The sequence below is a fragment of the Allocoprococcus comes genome, assembly GCF_013300725.1.
Lineage (GTDB): Bacteria > Bacillota > Clostridia > Lachnospirales > Lachnospiraceae > Allocoprococcus > Allocoprococcus comes_A.
The window spans coordinates 84,018-102,527 of record NZ_JAAIMM010000007.1; the positions used below are offsets into that span (position 1 = coordinate 84,018).

9 protein-coding genes and 1 pseudogene are annotated in these 18,510 nt (G+C 43.7%); 9 read left to right on the forward strand and 1 reads right to left on the reverse strand.

Annotation, left to right across the window (positions count from 1 at the left end):
* Positions 1-6 precede the first annotated feature (6 nt).
* The 7 genes from G4407_RS05565 (at position 7) to clpB (ending at position 13,282) form a co-directional block, all read left to right on the forward strand.
* Positions 7-2,553, forward strand: a complete 2,547-nt coding sequence (locus G4407_RS05565) for a family 78 glycoside hydrolase catalytic domain (RefSeq protein WP_178025507.1) — start codon at positions 7-9, stop codon at positions 2,551-2,553.
* Positions 2,537-4,954: a glycoside hydrolase family 3 N-terminal domain-containing protein gene (locus tag G4407_RS05570; RefSeq protein ID WP_173688105.1), complete on the forward strand. Its 2,418-nt coding sequence runs from the start codon at positions 2,537-2,539 to the stop codon at positions 4,952-4,954. The genes G4407_RS05565 and G4407_RS05570 overlap by 17 nt, the downstream gene beginning before the upstream one ends.
* Entirely contained in the window at positions 4,951-6,771 is a 1,821-nt protein-coding gene (locus G4407_RS05575; RefSeq protein WP_173688078.1) for a family 43 glycosylhydrolase, read from the forward strand. The genes G4407_RS05570 and G4407_RS05575 overlap by 4 nt, the downstream gene beginning before the upstream one ends.
* Positions 6,768-8,417, forward strand: a complete 1,650-nt coding sequence (locus G4407_RS05580; RefSeq protein WP_173688079.1) for a DUF5597 domain-containing protein — start codon at positions 6,768-6,770, stop codon at positions 8,415-8,417. Before G4407_RS05575 ends, G4407_RS05580 begins: the two co-directional genes overlap by 4 nt.
* A 526-nt stretch (positions 8,418-8,943) precedes the next feature.
* Positions 8,944-9,414, forward strand: coding sequence for an Hsp20/alpha crystallin family protein (locus G4407_RS05585; protein ID WP_173688080.1), 471 nt, complete (start codon positions 8,944-8,946; stop codon positions 9,412-9,414).
* A 66-nt stretch (positions 9,415-9,480) separates the two neighbouring features.
* Positions 9,481-10,515 (forward strand): DnaJ C-terminal domain-containing protein, encoded by a 1,035-nt coding sequence (locus G4407_RS05590; RefSeq protein WP_173688081.1) that lies wholly within the window; start codon positions 9,481-9,483, stop codon positions 10,513-10,515.
* A gap of 166 nt (positions 10,516-10,681) precedes the next feature.
* Positions 10,682-13,282, forward strand: coding sequence for an ATP-dependent chaperone ClpB (clpB, locus tag G4407_RS05595; RefSeq protein ID WP_173688082.1), 2,601 nt, complete (start codon positions 10,682-10,684; stop codon positions 13,280-13,282).
* A 78-nt stretch (positions 13,283-13,360) separates the two neighbouring features.
* On the opposite strand, the gene G4407_RS05600 is transcribed toward clpB, so the two are convergent.
* Positions 13,361-14,515, reverse strand: coding sequence for an AraC family transcriptional regulator (locus G4407_RS05600; RefSeq protein ID WP_173688083.1), 1,155 nt, complete (start codon positions 14,513-14,515; stop codon positions 13,361-13,363).
* Positions 14,516-14,725: 210 nt separating this feature from the next.
* Here G4407_RS05600 and G4407_RS05605 point away from each other — a divergent pair, with 210 nt between their 5' ends.
* A complete protein-coding gene (locus tag G4407_RS05605; protein ID WP_173688084.1) occupies positions 14,726-17,020 on the forward strand; it encodes a glycoside hydrolase family 3 C-terminal domain-containing protein in 2,295 nt (764 codons plus the stop codon).
* Between the two features lie 187 nt (positions 17,021-17,207).
* A pseudogene (locus G4407_RS05610) lies at positions 17,208-18,487 on the forward strand (MFS transporter).
* Positions 18,488-18,510: the final 23 nt, after the last annotated feature.

Consider the following 18,510-nt stretch of genomic DNA (forward strand, 5'->3'; position numbering starts at 1 on the left):
AAAGATGTGTTTGAAATAAGTGATATTTTTATTGAGGAAAAATCTGTATTAAAAGAAGGAAAAGAACTTTTGATCACAGATACAGACAAACCTGTCATTTCATTTCAATTACAGAGTGACCGAAGAGAGACTTCTCTTCGGTCTGCCTGTATCCGGGTAAATAACTGGATAGCAGAAGTGAAAGAACAAATTGGGATAAAATATGAAGGAGAACCATTAAAACCATTTACCCGATATGATGTGGAGATAGAGGCGGTGGATGATCGTGGAAACAACAGTACAAAGTGTGCAGAATTCATGACGGGAAGAAAACGTCTGCCATGGAGTGGAAAGTGGATAACGGATGAGATGCATGTGACAGAAAAGCCAAACTCTCCGCGTCCATTATATTTCCGCAGAAAAATCCATCTGGAAAAAGCAGTGGAGGAGAGCTGGATTGTAGTGACTGCGATTGGAATTTTTGATGTCCTGCTAGATGGCAGACGGATCAGTGAGGATTATTTTTCGCCGGGATTTACCGATTACGAACATAATCTCCAGTATTGCTGCTACCGGATAGGCGAATTACAGGAGGGAGACCATGAACTCTTTGTGACAGTTGCGGCAGGCTGGGCAGTTGGAAGAACAACGAATATTTCGAATACAAACCAGAGCGTTTCATTATTGACTGCAGACCGGCAGGCACTGCTTGCAGAATGGTATATTGTATATAAAGATGGAAGCAGGGAAGTTATAAGTACCGATGGAGCATATGAGGTGACGGCAGATGGACCGTATCAATATGCGGATTTCTATGATGGAGAAATTTATGATGCAAGGTTTAAGGAGACGGATTGGAAATGGAGAAAAGCAGATGTGATAACGCCGGATATCCATCCGATGATTGAAGCAAGGTACGGAGAGCCGGTGACCGGTCATGAAATTTTTGCTCCCATCTCCTGCGAAGAGGTTTACTCAGGAGAGAAGGGAGAGACTGAGATTATCTATGATTTTGGACAAAATCTTTCCGGAGTTGTGGAATTTGAGGCAGAGGGAGAAACGGGGCAGATCATCCGGATATGCCACGCGGAAGCGTTAGAGCATGGAAAACTGTACCGGACAAATCTTCGTTCGGCAAAGCAGGAAATCTGTTATTACTGCAGGGATGGAAAGCAGACGTATGCACCGCGCTTCACCTATATGGGTTTCCGCTATATTAGTGTCAGTGGAATAGAAAAAGAGAAGATAAAAGTACAGGCAAGAGCAATCTATTCAGATCTTACGGTCACGGGTGATTTTTCCTGCTCGGATGAGCGATTGAACCAGCTGCAGAAGAACCTTGTATGGAGTGGAAAAGACAATTTTGTGGATATCCCGACCGACTGTCCGCAGAGGGATGAAAGACAGGGATGGACGGGAGACATTGCATTGTTTGCAGGTACGGCGTGTTTTAATTTTCAGATGAACCGGTTTCTTGGAAAGTGGCTCCGCGACATGAAAGCAGAACAGGGAAAATTAGGTGCGATTCCTTTTGTTGTCCCGGTGCGGAAAGGCGTAACTCCAAGCATTACAACAAGCTGCTGGGGAGACAGCTGCATTCTTGTGCCATATGCCATCTACTGGTCAACCGGAAACCGGGAAGTACTTCACCAGATGTATCCTGTCATGAAAAAATATCTTGCCGATGTGTCAAGATGGGCAATGGCAGGTTTTATTAAGAATCATTCGCGGTATATTTTCTCATTGCCGTTTCAGTTTGGTGATTGGTGTGCACCTTACGGGAATCCAAAGGACTGGCTTGGAAAAGGTCCATGGACAGGAACCGCATATTATTGCTATGCGTGTCAGGTGATGAGTGAGATCGCAGAGGCACTTGGAGAGAGGGCAGACTGTGATTTTTACAGGAAAAAATCTGAAAAAATAAAAAAAGCCTACCGGATAAGATTTATGGATGGAGATGGGACACTGAATGAGGAATTTCAGACTGGGTATGTACTGCCGCTTTATTTTAAAATGGCAGGACAGAAAGAAGCAGAAAAAATGGCGGATAATCTTTGGAAACTGATCCGAGAGAACGGCGGTCATCTGAATACCGGATTTACAGCAACACCGTATATTCTGTTTGCACTTGCGGACAATGGACATTTGAAGGAAGCTTATCAGCTTCTGATGGAAGACACGAACCCATCATGGCTTTATCAGGTAAAAAAAGGAGCAACAACCATGTGGGAACAGTGGGACGTGATTGAAGAGAACGGTCAGGTCAAAGAGGCGTCCATGAATCACTATGCCTATGGAGCGGTAGGAGATTTCTTTTACCGGAGGATCTGCGGATTAGAGCCGGTGGAGGCAGGATATAGAAGATTCCGTATAAAACCGATGCCTGGTGGCGGTCTGACAAACGCACAATGCTCCCATATCTGTATTTATGGAACAATCCGCGTCGCGTGGAGGATAGAAGAGGGCAAAATGAAGCTTAAGATTTCTGTTCCTGTCGGAACAACTTGTGAAGTGGAGCTGCCGAATGGAAAGAAGGAGGAGTTAGTCAGTGGAAACTATGAATTACAGGAATGATAAGCTCTCACCAGAAGAGAGGGCATCCCTGTTATTACAGGAGATGAGTCTGGAAGAGAAAATGGCACAGGTGAACTGTGTATTTCCGTTTGATAAAACATATCTAAATTGTGACTGGATCAAAGAACAGGTTCCATACGGAATCGGAGAGGTCAGTACGCTTGAGATGAGGAGAATCAAGTCTTTGCAGGAAGCAGCAGACTGGCAGAGAAGAGTCCAGCGTATTGTAATGGAGAACAGTCCACATGGAATTCCTGCAATTTTCCATATGGAAGGATTATGTGGAGCATTTTTACAAAAAGCAACAAGTTATCCATCGGGGATTGCGAGAGGAGCCGGATTTGATCCGGAGCTGGAAGAAAAGATTGGAGCAAGTGTGGCAAAGCAGGAGACCGCCTGCGGGATCACACATATTTTGGCACCGGTTTTAGACATATCCAGAGATTCACGTATGGGAAGACAGGGAGAAACCTATGGAGAAGATCCGACACTTGCAGCAGCGCTTGGAACCGCTTATGCGAAGGGCGCAGCAGGCGTGACTGTGGATGGCAGGACACCGGACTGTGTGGCAAAACATTTTCTGGCATTCCACAATTCACAGGGAGGTATCCATGGAACACACAGTGAGACGGCAGAACGTACCTTACAGGAAATCTATGGAAAACCATTTCAGGCGGCAATCCGTGATGGAAAACTGAAAGGCATCATGCCATGTTATTGTTCCATCGACAATGAGCCTGTCTCTGTGTCAAAAAAGCTTCTCACGGATCTTTTGCGAGAGAAGATGGGCTTTGACGGAATCTGTGTCAGTGATTATGGTGGAATTGGAAACAGCCATACCGTACAGCATATCGGAGAGACACTTGGAGAAACCGGATATCTGGCAATGGAAGCGGGAATGGATATTGAGATGCCAAGCCAGACAGGATATGGAAAAGAGCTGATGGAGGGATTTTCGGATGGAACGTATGATATAAGTGTATTAGATAAAGTAGTACATAGGGTGCTCTGTGTAAAATTCCGTATGGGATTATTTGAGCACCCATTTGCAATGGAAGGAGAGGCGTTAGAAAAAGAGTTTGCAGAAGCAGATGAGGGAGGAAGCCTGTCTTTGCAGTCAGCTTTGGAATCTATGGTACTTCTCAAAAATGATGGCATTCTTCCATTGGATAAGAAGAAACTCAGAAAAATTGCGGTGATTGGTCCGCATGCAGACAATGCAAGGATGTTTTTCGGTGGTTACACGCATATGTCCATGATGGAATCTGTATATGCAGTGGCAAACAGTATCGCTGGGGTAGCAGGTATTGAGAACAGAAGTGGAGAGAAAATCCCTACCGTGCCAGGCACTCATATCCAGCTTGACACAGGAAAAATATATGATGAGATTTTAAAAACACAAAAACCGCAGTGCAGATCGCTTGTGGAGTATTTAAGAGAAATCCTTCCGGATACAGAAATTGTATCGGCTTTCGGTTATCCAATCGCAGGGGAGGATGAGTCCGGTTTTGAAAAAGCCCTTAAGACGATGGAAGGCGCAGATATTGTACTTCTTACTTTGGGCGGAAAATACGGCACCTGTTCCCTTGCATCCATGGGTGAGGGAGTTGATGCGGCAGACATAAATCTTCCACCTTGTCAGGATCGGTTTATTCTGGCAGCTTTGGAGAAAAAAATTCCACTGGTAGGTATTCATTTCAATGGAAGACCAATCTCAAGTGATGTGGCAGATATGCATTTGAATGCAATTTTGGAGGCATGGAATCCGGCGGAAATGGGTGCAAGAGCAGTATATGAGGCTTTGTTTGGAATTCATAATCCATCCGGCAGACTGCCGGTTTCTGTGGCATATAGTGCCGGACAGATTCCGGTATATTACAATCATCCATGGGGTTCTGCAAACCATCAGGGAGAGAGTATCGGATTTGTCAACTATCTGGACATGCCGCATACGCCGAGATACTGTTTTGGATATGGATTGAGTTATTCGGATTTTGTCTATTCTGATTTGACCATAGAAAAAGAAGAAGTACTGCCGACAGAGACTGTTTCTGTTTTGATGAAGGTCACAAACCAGTCAGAAACTGCCGGAACAGAGATCGTCCAGCTTTATCTGTCCGACCGCTATGCATCGAGAACAAGACCGGTGCAGGAGCTTGCCGGATTTACAAGAGTATGGTTAGAGCCGAAAGAGAGCAGAACTGTTATTTTCAGGATACAGCCTTCACAGATGGCATTTCTGGATAAAGATATGCGATGGAAAATTGAAAAAGGTACGGTTGATGTGAAAATTGGAAGCTCCAGTGAAGATATCCGGTTGAAAGGTGAGTATACCGTCCGGGAAAATCAGTGGATTGAAGGAAAAGACAGAGCTTTTTGCGCGGAGGTGGAAGTTTTATGAGATATTACTGCAATCCGATCAATGTACCATATGCATACCAGTTTAAGAAAGATCCAAGAGATAAATATCAGCTCACTGTGAACCGGGAAGCTGCAGATCCTTCCATGGTGGAATATCATGGAAAATACTATCTGTTTGCATCAATGAGCGGATCCGTGTGGGTATCTTCGGATATGGCACACTGGGAAAGCTATCCGCTGCCGGAGAATGTACCTGCCTATGACTATGCGCCGGATGTGCGCGTGTTCGGTGACTGGATGTATTTTACAGCATCTGGCAGGGGTGAGGCGTGCGATTTCTACCGGACGAAAGATCCTATACATGGTCCCTATGAGAAAATCGAGGGTGTGATGGATTACTGGGATCCGAATCTGTTTGCAGATGAGGATGGCAGAGTTTATTTTTACTGGGGATGTGCCAATGCAACACCAATCTGGGGCGTGGAATTAGACCCGGATACGATGCATCCAATCGGAGAAAAAAAAGAACTAATCTTTGGAAATCCGTGGGAGAACGGATATGAGAGATTCGGTGAGAACAACAGTGAAAATCCGAAAACAGAAGAAGAGATTGAAGGTCTGTTCGCTGCCTTTTTGAAAGAGTGTGGGGAAGATGCGAAAAATCTTCCGGAGGAGAATAAGAAAATCATCCGTGCAACATATGCGGGAATGCCATACATCGAAGGTGCGTGGATGACAAAATATCAGGGAAATTATTATCTGCAATATGCGTGTCCGGGAGCAGAATTGAATGTTTATGCAGATGGTGTTTATGTCGGAAAATATCCATTAGGTCCGTTTCATCTGGCAGAGAATAATCCGTTTTCCTATAAACCGGGCGGTTTTCTTCCGGGAGCAGGCCATGGTTCTACGATGGAAGATATAACCGGACATTTCTGGCATACGGCAACAATGAGGATCAGCAAAAATCATGTGTTTGAGCGGCGTGTAGGAATCTGGCCGGCAGGGTTTGATGAGGAAGGAAATCTCTTCTGCAACCAGAGATATGGAGACTGGCCGCAGGACGTCGAAAAATTCAGAATGGATCCGTGGGCAGAGCCGGAATGGTTTTTGTTAAGCTATGGCGCAAAGATGACAGCATCCGGTTATGAAAAAGATCACGAGCCATCGCTTGCAGCAGACGAGAATGTACAGACGTGGTGGATGGCAGATACCGAAGCACCGGGAAGTTTTCTTACAATGGATCTGGACACCTGTGCAAACGTGCATGCCATCCAGATTAATTTCGCAGATGATCCTTCCAGTCAGATAAAGTGTCCGGGGGAATGGAAGAAAACACCGGATATGGAGCGCTATATAGACCGGAAGGCAGGTTATACAAGATGGATGTTAGAAGGATCTTTAGATGGAGAGATGTGGTTTGCACTGGAAGATAAGAGAAATGCAGACACTGATTTAAGCCATGATCTTGTTGTGTCAGAAGAGGGATGGAAGCTACGCTTCCTGAGATTCACAATAGAAGAGGTGCCTTACCATGTGAAACCGTGTATTTCAGGACTTCGTGTTTTTGGAAGGGCAGAGAGAACACTTCCGGAAGTGCCGGAATATGAAGTCAGACGGACAGGATATCTTGATATGGAAGTTTCCGTAGAAGAGCAGAAAGCGGTATCCGGATATCTGATCCTGTGGGGAAATAAACCGGAACAGCTCTATCACAGCTGTATGGTTATGGGAAACTGCATAAACTACCGTGTAGGAGCTCTGGTAAAAGGAAAAATGTACTATGTCAGAGTGGATGCTTTTAATGGTTCCGGAATTACGCATGGAGAAGTAAAAAAGCTGGAGGTGTTTAAATGAAAAAACAGTTATTGCGGCAGGCAGATGGATCACCATGGATAGCGATTGCCGGCGAAGCTCATAATTCGAGTGCATCAGATGCCGTTTACATGAGCGGAATCTGGGAAAAGGCAGAAGAACTGGGATTGAATACACTGCTCCTTCCGGTGAGCTGGGAACTGATCGAGCCGGAGGAAAACAGGTTTGAATTCACGTTGGTGGATGAGCTTATCATGCAGGCAAGAAATGCGGGCATGCATATTATTTTTCTGTGGTTTGGAACATGGAAAAATGCACAGTCAACTTATGCACCGGAGTGGGTGAAGAAAGATTTGCAGCGTTTTCCGCGTGCGGAGCTAGAACAGGGAAAACGGAAAATCATTCTTAAAAATTTTTATAATATGCCATATACAACCCTTTCTTATCTGGGCGAAGAGACAAAACATGCAGATGCGAAAGCATTCGCAGGATTAATGCGCCACTTAAGGGTAATTGACGGGAAAGAGCGGACAGTGCTTGCAGTCCAGGTGGAGAATGAGACTGGAGTGCAGGGAAGTGCAAGAGAGCATTCCACATTGGCAGAACAGCTGTTTGCAAAAACACCGCCGCAGGGGCTTGTGGATTATCTGGAAAACCATACAGATGAGATGGATGAATCTTTGAAAAATGTATGGCAAAATCAGAATGCCGGGGCAGAGAGAAAAATAACTCCAGACAGTGGGCAGGATGGTATGGAAAAATGCGGAAAAGAAAAAGGATGGAGAGAGGTTTTTGGTCTGGCAGCAGATGAAATTTTTTCTGCATATCATATTGCAAGTTATGTAGAATATGTCGCAGCAGCCGGAAAAGCAGAGTATGATCTTCCGATGGCGGTCAACAGCTGGCTGACACAGGGGACAGAGCCTGGAGTATATCCATCCGGTGGACCGGTTGCCAAAATGATGGAGGTGTGGAATTATGCAGCCCCGTCCATTGATATCTATGCACCGGATATTTATGTACATAATTTTACCGATATCTGCGAGGAGTATACAAAGCTTGGCAATCCACTTTTTATTCCGGAAACGGCAACACATTCCCACTGTGCGCCAAGGCTTGTGTATGCAATCGGACATTATCATGCAGTCTGCTTTGCACCGTTTGGCTTTGAGGATATGGGAAAACCGTTCAACTCTGCCACAGCACATCTCTTCGGGGTGGATGTGAAAGACCCATTACTTTCCATACCACAGGATGTAAAGGAGTACCATTACTGTGCGTCAACGTTAGGAAGCATGATAGATCTGTTTTCGGACAATTATGGAACAGACAATCTTCAGGCAGTGATTGCAGAAAACTGTAAAGATGGTACAGGAGAAATGTTATTTGAAGATTACAGATTCCGCGTGCAGATGGCGGTTTCAGGGCAGGGAGAACAAAAAGGCGTATGTCTTATTTTAAAGGCAGAGGAAGATACTTTTTATATGTTTGCAAATGCATGCCAGATAGAAATCTGTTCGAATGACAAGACGCGGGAGCACTGTGATATTTTATCTTATGAGGAAGGAGCTTTTTCGGAAGGCATCTGGGTGGCAGGCAGAAGATTAAACGGTGACGAAGCAGCAGCGATTACATTTGAGGAATACCGGCTGGTGAAGATAAAACTCTTTTTATATGGAAATGAATAGAAGATGAAGCTCTTACGATATAGGTATAAATAAAGAAATAGGCGAGAATAAGTAAAAACTGATATCAGATTGTACTCTTCAGAAACCGTACCTGCTGTGGTATAAACCAGAAGCCGTTGTCGTACAATGTGGTAAGAAAATCAAACGAATATATTTTTTCCAAAGATTTGTCGTAAAAATGTGGTCAAATCAAGAAACCTCCGTGCGAAAGCAAGTGAAAAATCCCTGTGAAGCTGTGAGATACGCCATGCACAGCTCGGGAAAGAATTCCCTTGCTGCCAGGCTGTCGCCCTATAAAATAGCGAAAATAGACGCCTTTGCAAGTAAACTTGCAGGGCGTTTTTTTCACCATTTTGCATGGCTCGTAGTGTTCACAAATTCTTCATAAAAAAATTAGCACTCACCTCTTGACAGTGCTAACAATGCGTGCTATAGTACAGATAGAACAAAGGAAGGGGAACAAAAAGAAAGGTTTGCTTTCCAGTGTTCCGAACGTATTATGAGTGTTTGAAAGGAGACAGGACTTATGTTGATGCCTAGTATTTTTAATAATAACTTATTTGATGATGATTGGTTTGGATTTCCATTTTACGGATATGCAGATAAAGCAGAGGACAGAGCAGAAAAGAAGCTCTATGGACATCATGCGAATAATCTGATGAAGACAGATATCAAAGAGATGAAAGATGGATATGAGCTTGAGATTGATCTTCCTGGATTCAAGAAAGATGAAGTTACTGCAGAATTGAAAGATGGTTATCTGACAGTCAGTGCTGCAAAAGGTCTTGATCAGGATGAACAGGAGAAAGAAACCGGAAGATATATCCGTCGCGAACGTTATGCGGGAGCCTGCCAGAGAAGCTACTACGTTGGTGAAGATATCACAGAGGAAGACATCAAAGCAGAATTTAAACATGGTATTCTGAAACTCTTCGTTCCGAAAAAAGAAGCAAAACCGGTTGCAGAAGAGAAGAAGTATATCACAATTGAAGGTTAATATAGAAGATAAGTTTTCCCCGGAGAGTAATCTCCGGGGTGTTTTACAGGCAGGAGGTGACAGGACATGGCAGCAAAGCGGGATTACTACGAGGTGCTTGGAGTAGCGAAGAATGCAGATGAAAAGACGATCAAAAAAGCCTATCGGAAACTGGCAAAGAAATATCATCCGGATACCAATGCCGGGAATCCGGATGCAGAAAAGAAATTTAAAGAGGTAACAGAAGCGTATTCGGTACTGAGTGATCCGGAAAAGAAGAAGATGTATGACCAGTTTGGACACGCCGCATTTGACCAGTCTGCAGGAGGCAGCTATCAGGGCAGTGGATTCGGAAATGGTTTCCAGGGATTCAAAAGTGGTCCTGGAGGCTATCAGGAGTATCATTTTACCGGAAATGCAGATGATATTTTCGGAGATATGTTTAAAGATATATTCCATGGAAACGGCAGCAAAAGCACAGGTGGTTTCGGAAGCCAGGGCTTTCACAGAAGCAGTTTCTATGACGATGGGTCCGGATTTGGCGGGTTCGGAGGATTTGGTGGCCACGGATCAGCAGGCTTTGATCAGAAAGGTCAGGATCTGAATGCCAGTGTATCTGTTACATTTGATGAGGCAGCTTTTGGATGCGATAAAAGGATCACCCTGCAAGATCAGAGTGGAAAAGCACAGACGCTGGAGGTACACATTCCGGCAGGAATTGACAGTGGAAAGAGCATAAGGCTTCGTGGAAAAGGAATGCCGGGAACCGGAAAGGGCGGGGCAGGAGACCTTCTCCTGAAAGTAACTGTTCAGCCGAAAGCAGGCTATGAACGAAAAGGAATGGATGTTTACACGACAGTCAATATTCCTTATACAACGGCCGTATTTGGTGGAGAGGCAAGAGTGCATACCCTGTATGGTGATGTGATGTGCAAGATCAAAGAAGGAACCCAGTCAGGAAGCAAGATACGTTTAAGAGGAAAAGGAATTGTTTCGATGAAGGATGCAAATGTCCACGGCGATCAGTATGTAACGGTACAGATCCAGGTTCCGAGACATTTGAATGCAGAGGCAAGACAGAAACTGATGGAATATAAAAAAGCCGCTGCCGGAGGAAGATAAGGAATCCGGAGCGTTTTATATAGACAGGACTCAGCTTCTGAGTCAGATGATTTAACAGAGGAGTAAAAATGTATATAGATTTAGCACTCGACTCTTGACAGTGCTAACAACACGTGCTATAGTTCGGATAGAACAAAGATAGCAAGGCAAAGGAGGGACTCATGTTATGAATATCAATAAATTTACACAAAGTTCTATGGCAGCAGTGCAGAACCTTGAAAAGATTGCAGCAGATTACGGCAACCAGGAAATTGAGCAGGAACATCTTCTGTATTCTTTGCTTACAATAGATGACAGCCTGATTCTCAAGCTGATTGAGAAGATGGGTATTACAAAAGAGACGATGATGAACCGTGTGGAAGAGCTTTTACGGAAGCGCCCGAAGGTGCAGGGTGGTCAGATGTATATTGGCCAGAACCTGAATAATGTGCTGATCCATGGTGAGGATGAAGCAAAGCAGATGGGTGACGAGTATGTATCCGTTGAGCATCTGTTCCTTGCACTTCTGAAATATGCGAACCGTGAGATAAAAGGTATGATGAAGGAGCTTGGAATTACAAGGGAAAGTTTCCTTCAGGTGCTTTCTTCCGTAAGAGGTAATCAGAGAGTAACCAGTGATAATCCGGAAGCTACTTATGATACTCTGAATAAATACGGGGAAGATCTGGTGGAAAAAGCCAGGGAACAGAAGCTGGATCCGGTCATTGGACGTGATGCAGAGATCCGGAATGTGATCCGTATCCTGTCACGTAAGACCAAGAACAACCCGGTTCTGATCGGTGAACCTGGTGTAGGTAAGACAGCAGCGGTAGAAGGTTTGGCACAGCGTATCGTGCGCGGTGATGTACCGGAAGCTTTGAAAGATAAAAAAGTATTTGCTCTGGATATGGGAGCACTGGTTGCAGGTGCGAAGTATCGGGGTGAATTTGAAGAGCGTCTGAAAGCAGTTCTGGAAGAAGTCAAGAACAGTGATGGAAACATCATCCTGTTTATCGATGAACTGCATACCATTGTAGGTGCCGGAAAGTCAGACGGTGCAATGGACGCCGGAAATATGTTAAAGCCAATGCTTGCCCGTGGTGAGCTGCATTGTATCGGTGCGACAACTCTGGATGAGTATCGCCAGTATATTGAAAAGGATGCCGCTCTGGAACGTCGTTTCCAGCCGGTTATGGTGGATGAGCCTTCAGTTGAGGATGCCATTTCTATCCTTCGTGGATTGAAAGAGCGTTATGAAGTATTCCATGGTGTCAAGATTACAGACAGTGCACTGGTTGCAGCTGTTACTTTGAGTAACCGCTATATTTCAGACCGTTTCCTTCCGGATAAGGCAATCGACCTGGTTGATGAAGCATGTGCATCCATTAAGACAGAGCTGGATTCTATGCCGACAGAGCTGGATGAACTGAACCGTAAGATCATGCAGCTGGAGATTGAAGAGGCAGCTCTGAAAAAAGAGGATGACCGTCTGAGTAAGGAAAGACTGCAGAAACTGCAGGAAGAACTTGCTGAAGAACGGGAAAAATTTGCAAAGCAGAAAGCACAGTGGGATAACGAAAAACATTCTGTTGAACATGTACAGAAGATCCGTGAGCAGATTGAACAGCTGAACCGTGAAATCGAAGCAGCTCAGAGAAGCTATGATCTGAACAAGGCAGCAGAGCTTCAGTACGGACGTCTTCCACAGTTGCAGAAACAGCTGGAAGAAGAGGAAGCAAAGGTAAAAGATGAAGATCTTTCACTGGTTCATGAAAGTGTTACCGATGATGAGATTGCCAAGATCATTTCCCGCTGGACTGGTATTCCGGTTGCAAAATTAAATGAAAGCGAGAGAAGTAAGACACTGCACCTTGCAGATGAACTTCACAAACGTGTCATCGGACAGGACGAAGGCGTTACGAAAGTAACTGATGCAATCATCCGTTCCAAAGCAGGAATCAAAGATCCGACCAAGCCGATCGGTTCCTTCCTCTTCCTTGGACCTACCGGTGTAGGTAAGACAGAGCTTGCAAAAGCACTTGCAGAGAATCTGTTTGATGATGAGAACAATATGGTGCGTATCGATATGAGTGAGTATATGGAGAAATACTCTGTGTCCCGTCTGATCGGAGCGCCTCCGGGATATGTCGGATATGATGAAGGCGGCCAGCTTACCGAGGCTGTTCGTAGAAAACCATACTCTGTTGTGCTTTTCGATGAGGTCGAAAAAGCACATCCGGATGTATTTAACGTACTTCTGCAGGTACTGGATGACGGACGTATCACGGACTCACAGGGACGTACCGTTGATTTCAAGAATACGATCCTGATCATGACATCCAACATCGGATCCTCTTATCTGCTGGATGGTATCGATGAAAATGGCGATATCAAGCCGGATGCAGAGGCAATGGTCATGAATGATCTGAGAGCACATTTCAGACCGGAATTCCTGAACCGTCTGGATGAGACGATCATGTTCCGTCCGCTGACGAAAGATAATGTCTACTCCATCATCAGTCTGCTTGTCAATGACATCAACAAACGGCTTGCTGATAAAGAACTGAGGATCGAGCTTACCGAAGCAGCCAAACAGCTTGTAGTGGAAGGCGGATATGATCCGACCTACGGTGCAAGACCATTGAAGAGATATCTTCAGAAGAATGTTGAAACTGAGGCAGCTAAGCTGATCCTGGAAGGAAATGTCGGCAGCGGAGATACGATCCTGATCGATAATGTGGATGGAAAACTTACTGCAAGGATTAAGCAGCACTTAAGAGAAGTATAAGAAATGTAATATATAAAGAATCTGCAATCGGCAGATCATCGAATCCAATCATGGTGACATCATCAGGCGCAGGACGGTTTATGACCGCTTGCGCCTGTATTCGTTTGGAGTCATACCAAACTGTTTTTTGAAGGCAGTCTGAAAGTGGCTCTGGCTGGAAAAACACAAAAAAGTGCTGATTGTACTGATTGGTTTATTTGTGAACTGAAGCAGACGCCGTCCTTCCTCGAGCTTGCACCGGAGAATAAAATCGCTGACGGTAAATCCAAGATTTTCCTTAAAGTAAGCTGAAAAATAGGATTTGCTGAAGCCTGTATATCTGGCGACATCGCCTACCGTAATGTGCTGATTGGTATTTTGTTGTATGTACCGAATTGCCTTTTGCAGGCGCTCATCTGTGGAAAAAGGGGTCTGTGCCTGGGCAACCTTCTCTGCAAAGGTGTAGGATGTTTTGCCTAATATTTCGTATAGTATATCGGGATTATCCGTCTGTTCTGCAAGCTGGATAAAATGGTCTGAAAGCTCATAGGCGGTATCATATTCAAGACCACCATCTATAGCGGCACGGGTGCAGAGAGTCGTGTTTATAATGATATTGTTTTTCAATTGCCGGATAGCGTTATTACTGGTAACACCTATGTGAAAATTGTCATTGTTAAACTGCAGAGAGTGAAACCCCTCAACATTTCCGGTTCTGACAAGCTTTAAAATAGCTTCTTCGATCACATATGATTTATTGTACACGTAGTTTTCTTTTTTATCGTAGTTCATCTGGACAATCTCAGGAGACAGAGTTTTGGGTGAGGAATTGCTCAGGAGAAAATCAGATGGATTCTTCACTTCTTCATAAATACAGTAATTTAAGAACATCAGTTTTGAAATCAGTGACACCTTGGTAATATGTGGAATCTTTTTTAAAAAATCATGAAATTCATCTTTATTTTCATTCGAAATTACATAATCACGATACATGTTAAGGAGAGTATCCTTTGAATAGGGCACATTAGAAACAGGACCGATTATAAGATACTTAGTAATGTCAAAATCTAACCGCAGGCAGCCAAAATAAATCCCATAAGTTGTGGCACAATATGATATTCTATCGGACTTGGAGATAAGAATATCAACATATTTCTGAGGGGGAAATGTCAGTGAAGTCTGTTGTGGAACACAGGTGTCGAAAGTATGGTCTGCATAGATATACATGGGAATATTGTGATCAAAATAGTACATTTTTAAAAAGTCTTCCATATTGTATTTCAGATTCATGGTATTGTGCTCCTTCCGTTCATTTGTATTTATAGTAATAAAAACAAAGTGATATGTCAATCAAAAACAGTTTAAAAATGAAAAAAATAGTTTAAAAATGAAATATATATAAAAAAATAACAGTTATAATTTCATCAAGATCAAACGAGATTGAGATGTGAATGGAGGTAAAGCATGACAAGAGAGGAGATACAAAATCTGATTTTACAAATGACATTAGAAGAAAAAGCCGGAATGTGTTCAGGAGCAGATTTCTGGCATCTTAAGGGTGTCGAACGACTGGGGATTCCGTCTGTTATGGTCACAGACGGACCGCATGGGATTAGAAAACAGGCACAGGGAGCGGATCATCTTGGAATCAACGAGAGCGAAAAAGCAATCTGTTTCCCGGCAGGATGTGCGACAGCATCCAGTTTTGACCGTGATTTGATCCGCAGACAGGGAGAGCTTCTCGGACAGGAATGTCAGGCAATGGATGTCAGCACAATTCTTGGACCTGCAATGAATATTAAACGTTCCCCACTTTGCGGAAGAAACTTTGAATATTATTCCGAAGATCCGTATGTTTCTACAGAGATGGCAGCAGCACTGATCGAAGGGGTACAGAGCAAGAATGTGGGAACAAGTGCAAAGCATTTTCTTGCAAACAACCAGGAAAAACGCCGTATGACAAATTCTTCTGATGTCGATGAGAGAACCCTCAGAGAAATCTATCTTGCATCCTTTGAAGGTGCAGTAAAGAAAGCGAAACCATGGACAATCATGAGTTCCTACAACCGTATCAATGGTGAATTCGTCGGAGACAGCAAGAAGTATCTGACAGATATTTTAAGAGATGAATGGGGATTTGACGGCTATGTTGTTTCTGACTGGGGCGCAGTCAATGACAGAGTATCTTCCCTCTCAGCGGGACTTGACCTGGAGATGCCACCTGGAGATTACGAGAATGATCGACTGATCGTGAAGGCAGTACAGGAAGGAAAACTCGACGAAAGCGTTGTTGATCAGGCTTGCGAGAGAGTACTGGATGTGATCTTCCGCTACACAGAGAACCGTGACACAGAAGTTGTATTTGATTATGAAAAGGATCACGCAGCAGCAGCTGATATCGAAGCAGAGTGTATGGTATTATTGAAAAATGAAAATGATATTCTTCCCTTAACTTCTGATAAGAAGATTGCATTTATCGGAAAATATGCGAAGACACCGAGATATCAGGGGGGCGGAAGTTCTCATATCAACAGCTGGAAAGTGGAATCTGCACTGGAAGTTGCAAAAGCGATTCCGGAGCTTGCAAATGTAACTTTCGCAGAAGGCTATCAGGATGAGAAAGATGAAGTTATTGAAGAACTTCAGAAGGAAGCTGTAAAGACAGCGGCGGAAGCTGATGTGGCAGTTCTTTTCCTCGGACTTCCGGACAACTTCGAATCAGAAGGCTATGACAGAAAGCATAAGAATCTTCCAAATTGTCAGAACGAACTTGTAGAAAAAGTGCTTGAGGTACAGAAGAACGTTGTGATCGTTCTTCATAACGGTTCACCGGTGATTATGCCATGGAAGGATAGCGTTTCAGGAATCCTGGAAGCATACCTTGGAGGAGAGGCTGTTGGAAGAGCAACTGCAGAGGTACTTGCCGGAATAAAAAATCCATGTGGACGCTTAGCAGAAACATTTCCGCTCCGTCTGGAAGATACACCATGTTATCTGACTTATGGAAAGGGCTTTGATAATGCAGAATATCAGGAAGGTGTGTTTGTAGGATACCGTTACTACACATCCAGAAAAATGGAAACAGCGTTCCCGTTTGGATATGGACTTTCTTATACAACATTTGAGTATAGTGATATTCAGTTAGATAAGAAAGAAATATCTGATAAAGATACTGTAGAAGTAAAGGTTAAAGTAAAGAATACCGGAAATCGTGCAGGTAAGACAGTTGTTCAGCTTTATGTAGAAGCACCGGAGACAGAGGTTGTCCGTCCGGTCAGAGAACTGAGAGGATTTGAAAAGATTTTCTTAGAAGCAGGAGAAGAGAAGACTGTTACATTTACACTGGATGAGAGAGCTTTTGCTTACTGGAATACATTGATCCATGACTGGTATGCAGAGGAAGGCACTTATAAAGTGATGATCGGTGAAAATGCAGATCAGATGTGTGCAGGTGAAGAAATCACAGTACATTCTACAAAAGAACTTCCAAAAACATATTCATTAAATACCTGTCTGGGAGAGCTGATGCGTGATCCAAAGGCACAGGCTGTGATGGGACCTTTCATGCAGGGAATGGCACAGAACAGTGCGGCAGCAGATATGGCAGAAGCACAGGAAAATGATACATCCGGAGCTGTAAATCAGGAAATGATGGCAGCAATGATGGAAGGAATGCCGCTTCGCCAGCTTCTTAGCTTTGTTCCGGGAATCAAGAGAGAGATGCTGGAACAGATGGTAGATGCATTGAATCAATTATAGGATGAGATTGTAACAAAGAGTTGTTATTCACAGTAAGCTGAGAATAACGGGATAAGGAAAAAACAAGAGAGGGACAAAAATGGCTAAAACAAAAAAAGAACTTGGTCTGGACTCAATGGGAGTTCAGAAATCAATGAGACTTACAGATTATCTTGGCGATGGTCTCGGACAGTTACCGCTGAATATTATGAGTTGTCTGGTTGGACAGTTGACTTACTTCTATACAGAGAAGGTTGGACTGGCAGCGGGAATGGTTGCCACTATGCTTCTGATCGCAAAGGTTTTTGATGCATTTTAGACCTTGCAATGGGAAAAATCATGGATAATGGCAAATCACCAAAAGGCAAATGTCGTCCTTGGTTTTCAAGAATGGCAATTCCGGCACTTGTATCTATCGTTTTACTGTTTACAGTACCTAAAAATATGGGTAGTGGCTTACAGGCAGCATATGTACTGATCACGAATATATTGCTCACAGCAATCGTATATACCGCAGTAGCAATTCCATACGGAGCTTTGATGGCAATCCGTACAGAAAGCTCGGAAGAACGTGGTAAAATGGGAATCTTTCGTGCAGCATTTGGATATATCGCAGGAATGGTAATCGCAATCCTTCTGATTCCAATCACAAATATGCTTGGTGGTACACAGAGTGCATGGATTAAAGTGGCAGTTATTTTTGGTTTAATTTCTCTGCTTTCATTGCTCATCCTTTATAAAGTATCGAAAGAAAATGTGCAGATCGTGGGAAAAAGTGAAGACGAGGACGTACCGTTTGTAGAAGGAATCAAAATTCTTTTCAAGAATAAATACTGGGTGATCATGCTTGCACTGCAGTTCTTAATGAATATTTCTTACAGCTTAAGTACTTCCGGTGGTACCTATTATGCAAAATATATTCTTGGAAATGATAACATCGTAGCACTTCTCGGAGCAGTTGGACTGATTCCTACATTCCTCGGATTCATCCTGACAGGACCGATGGCATCTAAATTAGGTATGACAAAAACTTGTATGATTTCCTGTGCGATGGGAGCAGCAGCCTGCCTGGTGAGAGTATTTACACCATACAGCCTTATGACATGTGTTGTAGGTGGAGCAGTAACAACATTTGCTAACATTCCTCTGATGTGTCTGTTTGGACCAATGGTAAATAACTGTGTTGAGTACAATGATTACAAGTTCGGAAAACGTATCGTAGGTATGACAAACAGTGCAAACTCTTTCGGAATGAAGATTGGATCCGGTATCGGAGCATCTCTGATCGGATGGCTTCTGGCAGCAGCCGGATACAATGCAGCACTTACAACACAGCCGGCAGCAGTAGATACAGCAATCTTCACATTTGGTATCTATATTCCGCTTGCACTTTTCGTAATCATGTTTATCCTTCTTATGAAAAATGACCTTGAGAAGAGATATCCGGAGATTATGGCAGAACTGCAGAAGAGAGAAACAGCAAAATAAAACTGAAGAGAAGAGGACGGAAC

Excerpts from the sequence above, each read along its gene's own strand:
- G4407_RS05570 (WP_173688105.1), top strand. The coding sequence starts at position 2,537 with ATGAATTACAGGAATGATAAGCTCTCACCAGAAGAGAGGGCATCCCTG.
- G4407_RS05575 (WP_173688078.1), top strand. The coding sequence starts at position 4,951 with ATGAGATATTACTGCAATCCGATCAATGTACCATATGCATACCAGTTT.
- G4407_RS05580 (WP_173688079.1), top strand. The coding sequence starts at position 6,768 with ATGAAAAAACAGTTATTGCGGCAGGCAGATGGATCACCATGGATAGCG.
- G4407_RS05585 (WP_173688080.1), top strand. The coding sequence starts at position 8,944 with ATGTTGATGCCTAGTATTTTTAATAATAACTTATTTGATGATGATTGG.
- G4407_RS05590 (WP_173688081.1), top strand. The coding sequence starts at position 9,481 with ATGGCAGCAAAGCGGGATTACTACGAGGTGCTTGGAGTAGCGAAGAAT.
- clpB (WP_173688082.1), top strand. The coding sequence starts at position 10,682 with ATGAATATCAATAAATTTACACAAAGTTCTATGGCAGCAGTGCAGAAC.
- G4407_RS05600 (WP_173688083.1), bottom strand. The coding sequence starts at position 14,515 with ATGTACTATTTTGATCACAATATTCCCATGTATATCTATGCAGACCAT.
- G4407_RS05605 (WP_173688084.1), top strand. The coding sequence starts at position 14,726 with ATGACAAGAGAGGAGATACAAAATCTGATTTTACAAATGACATTAGAA.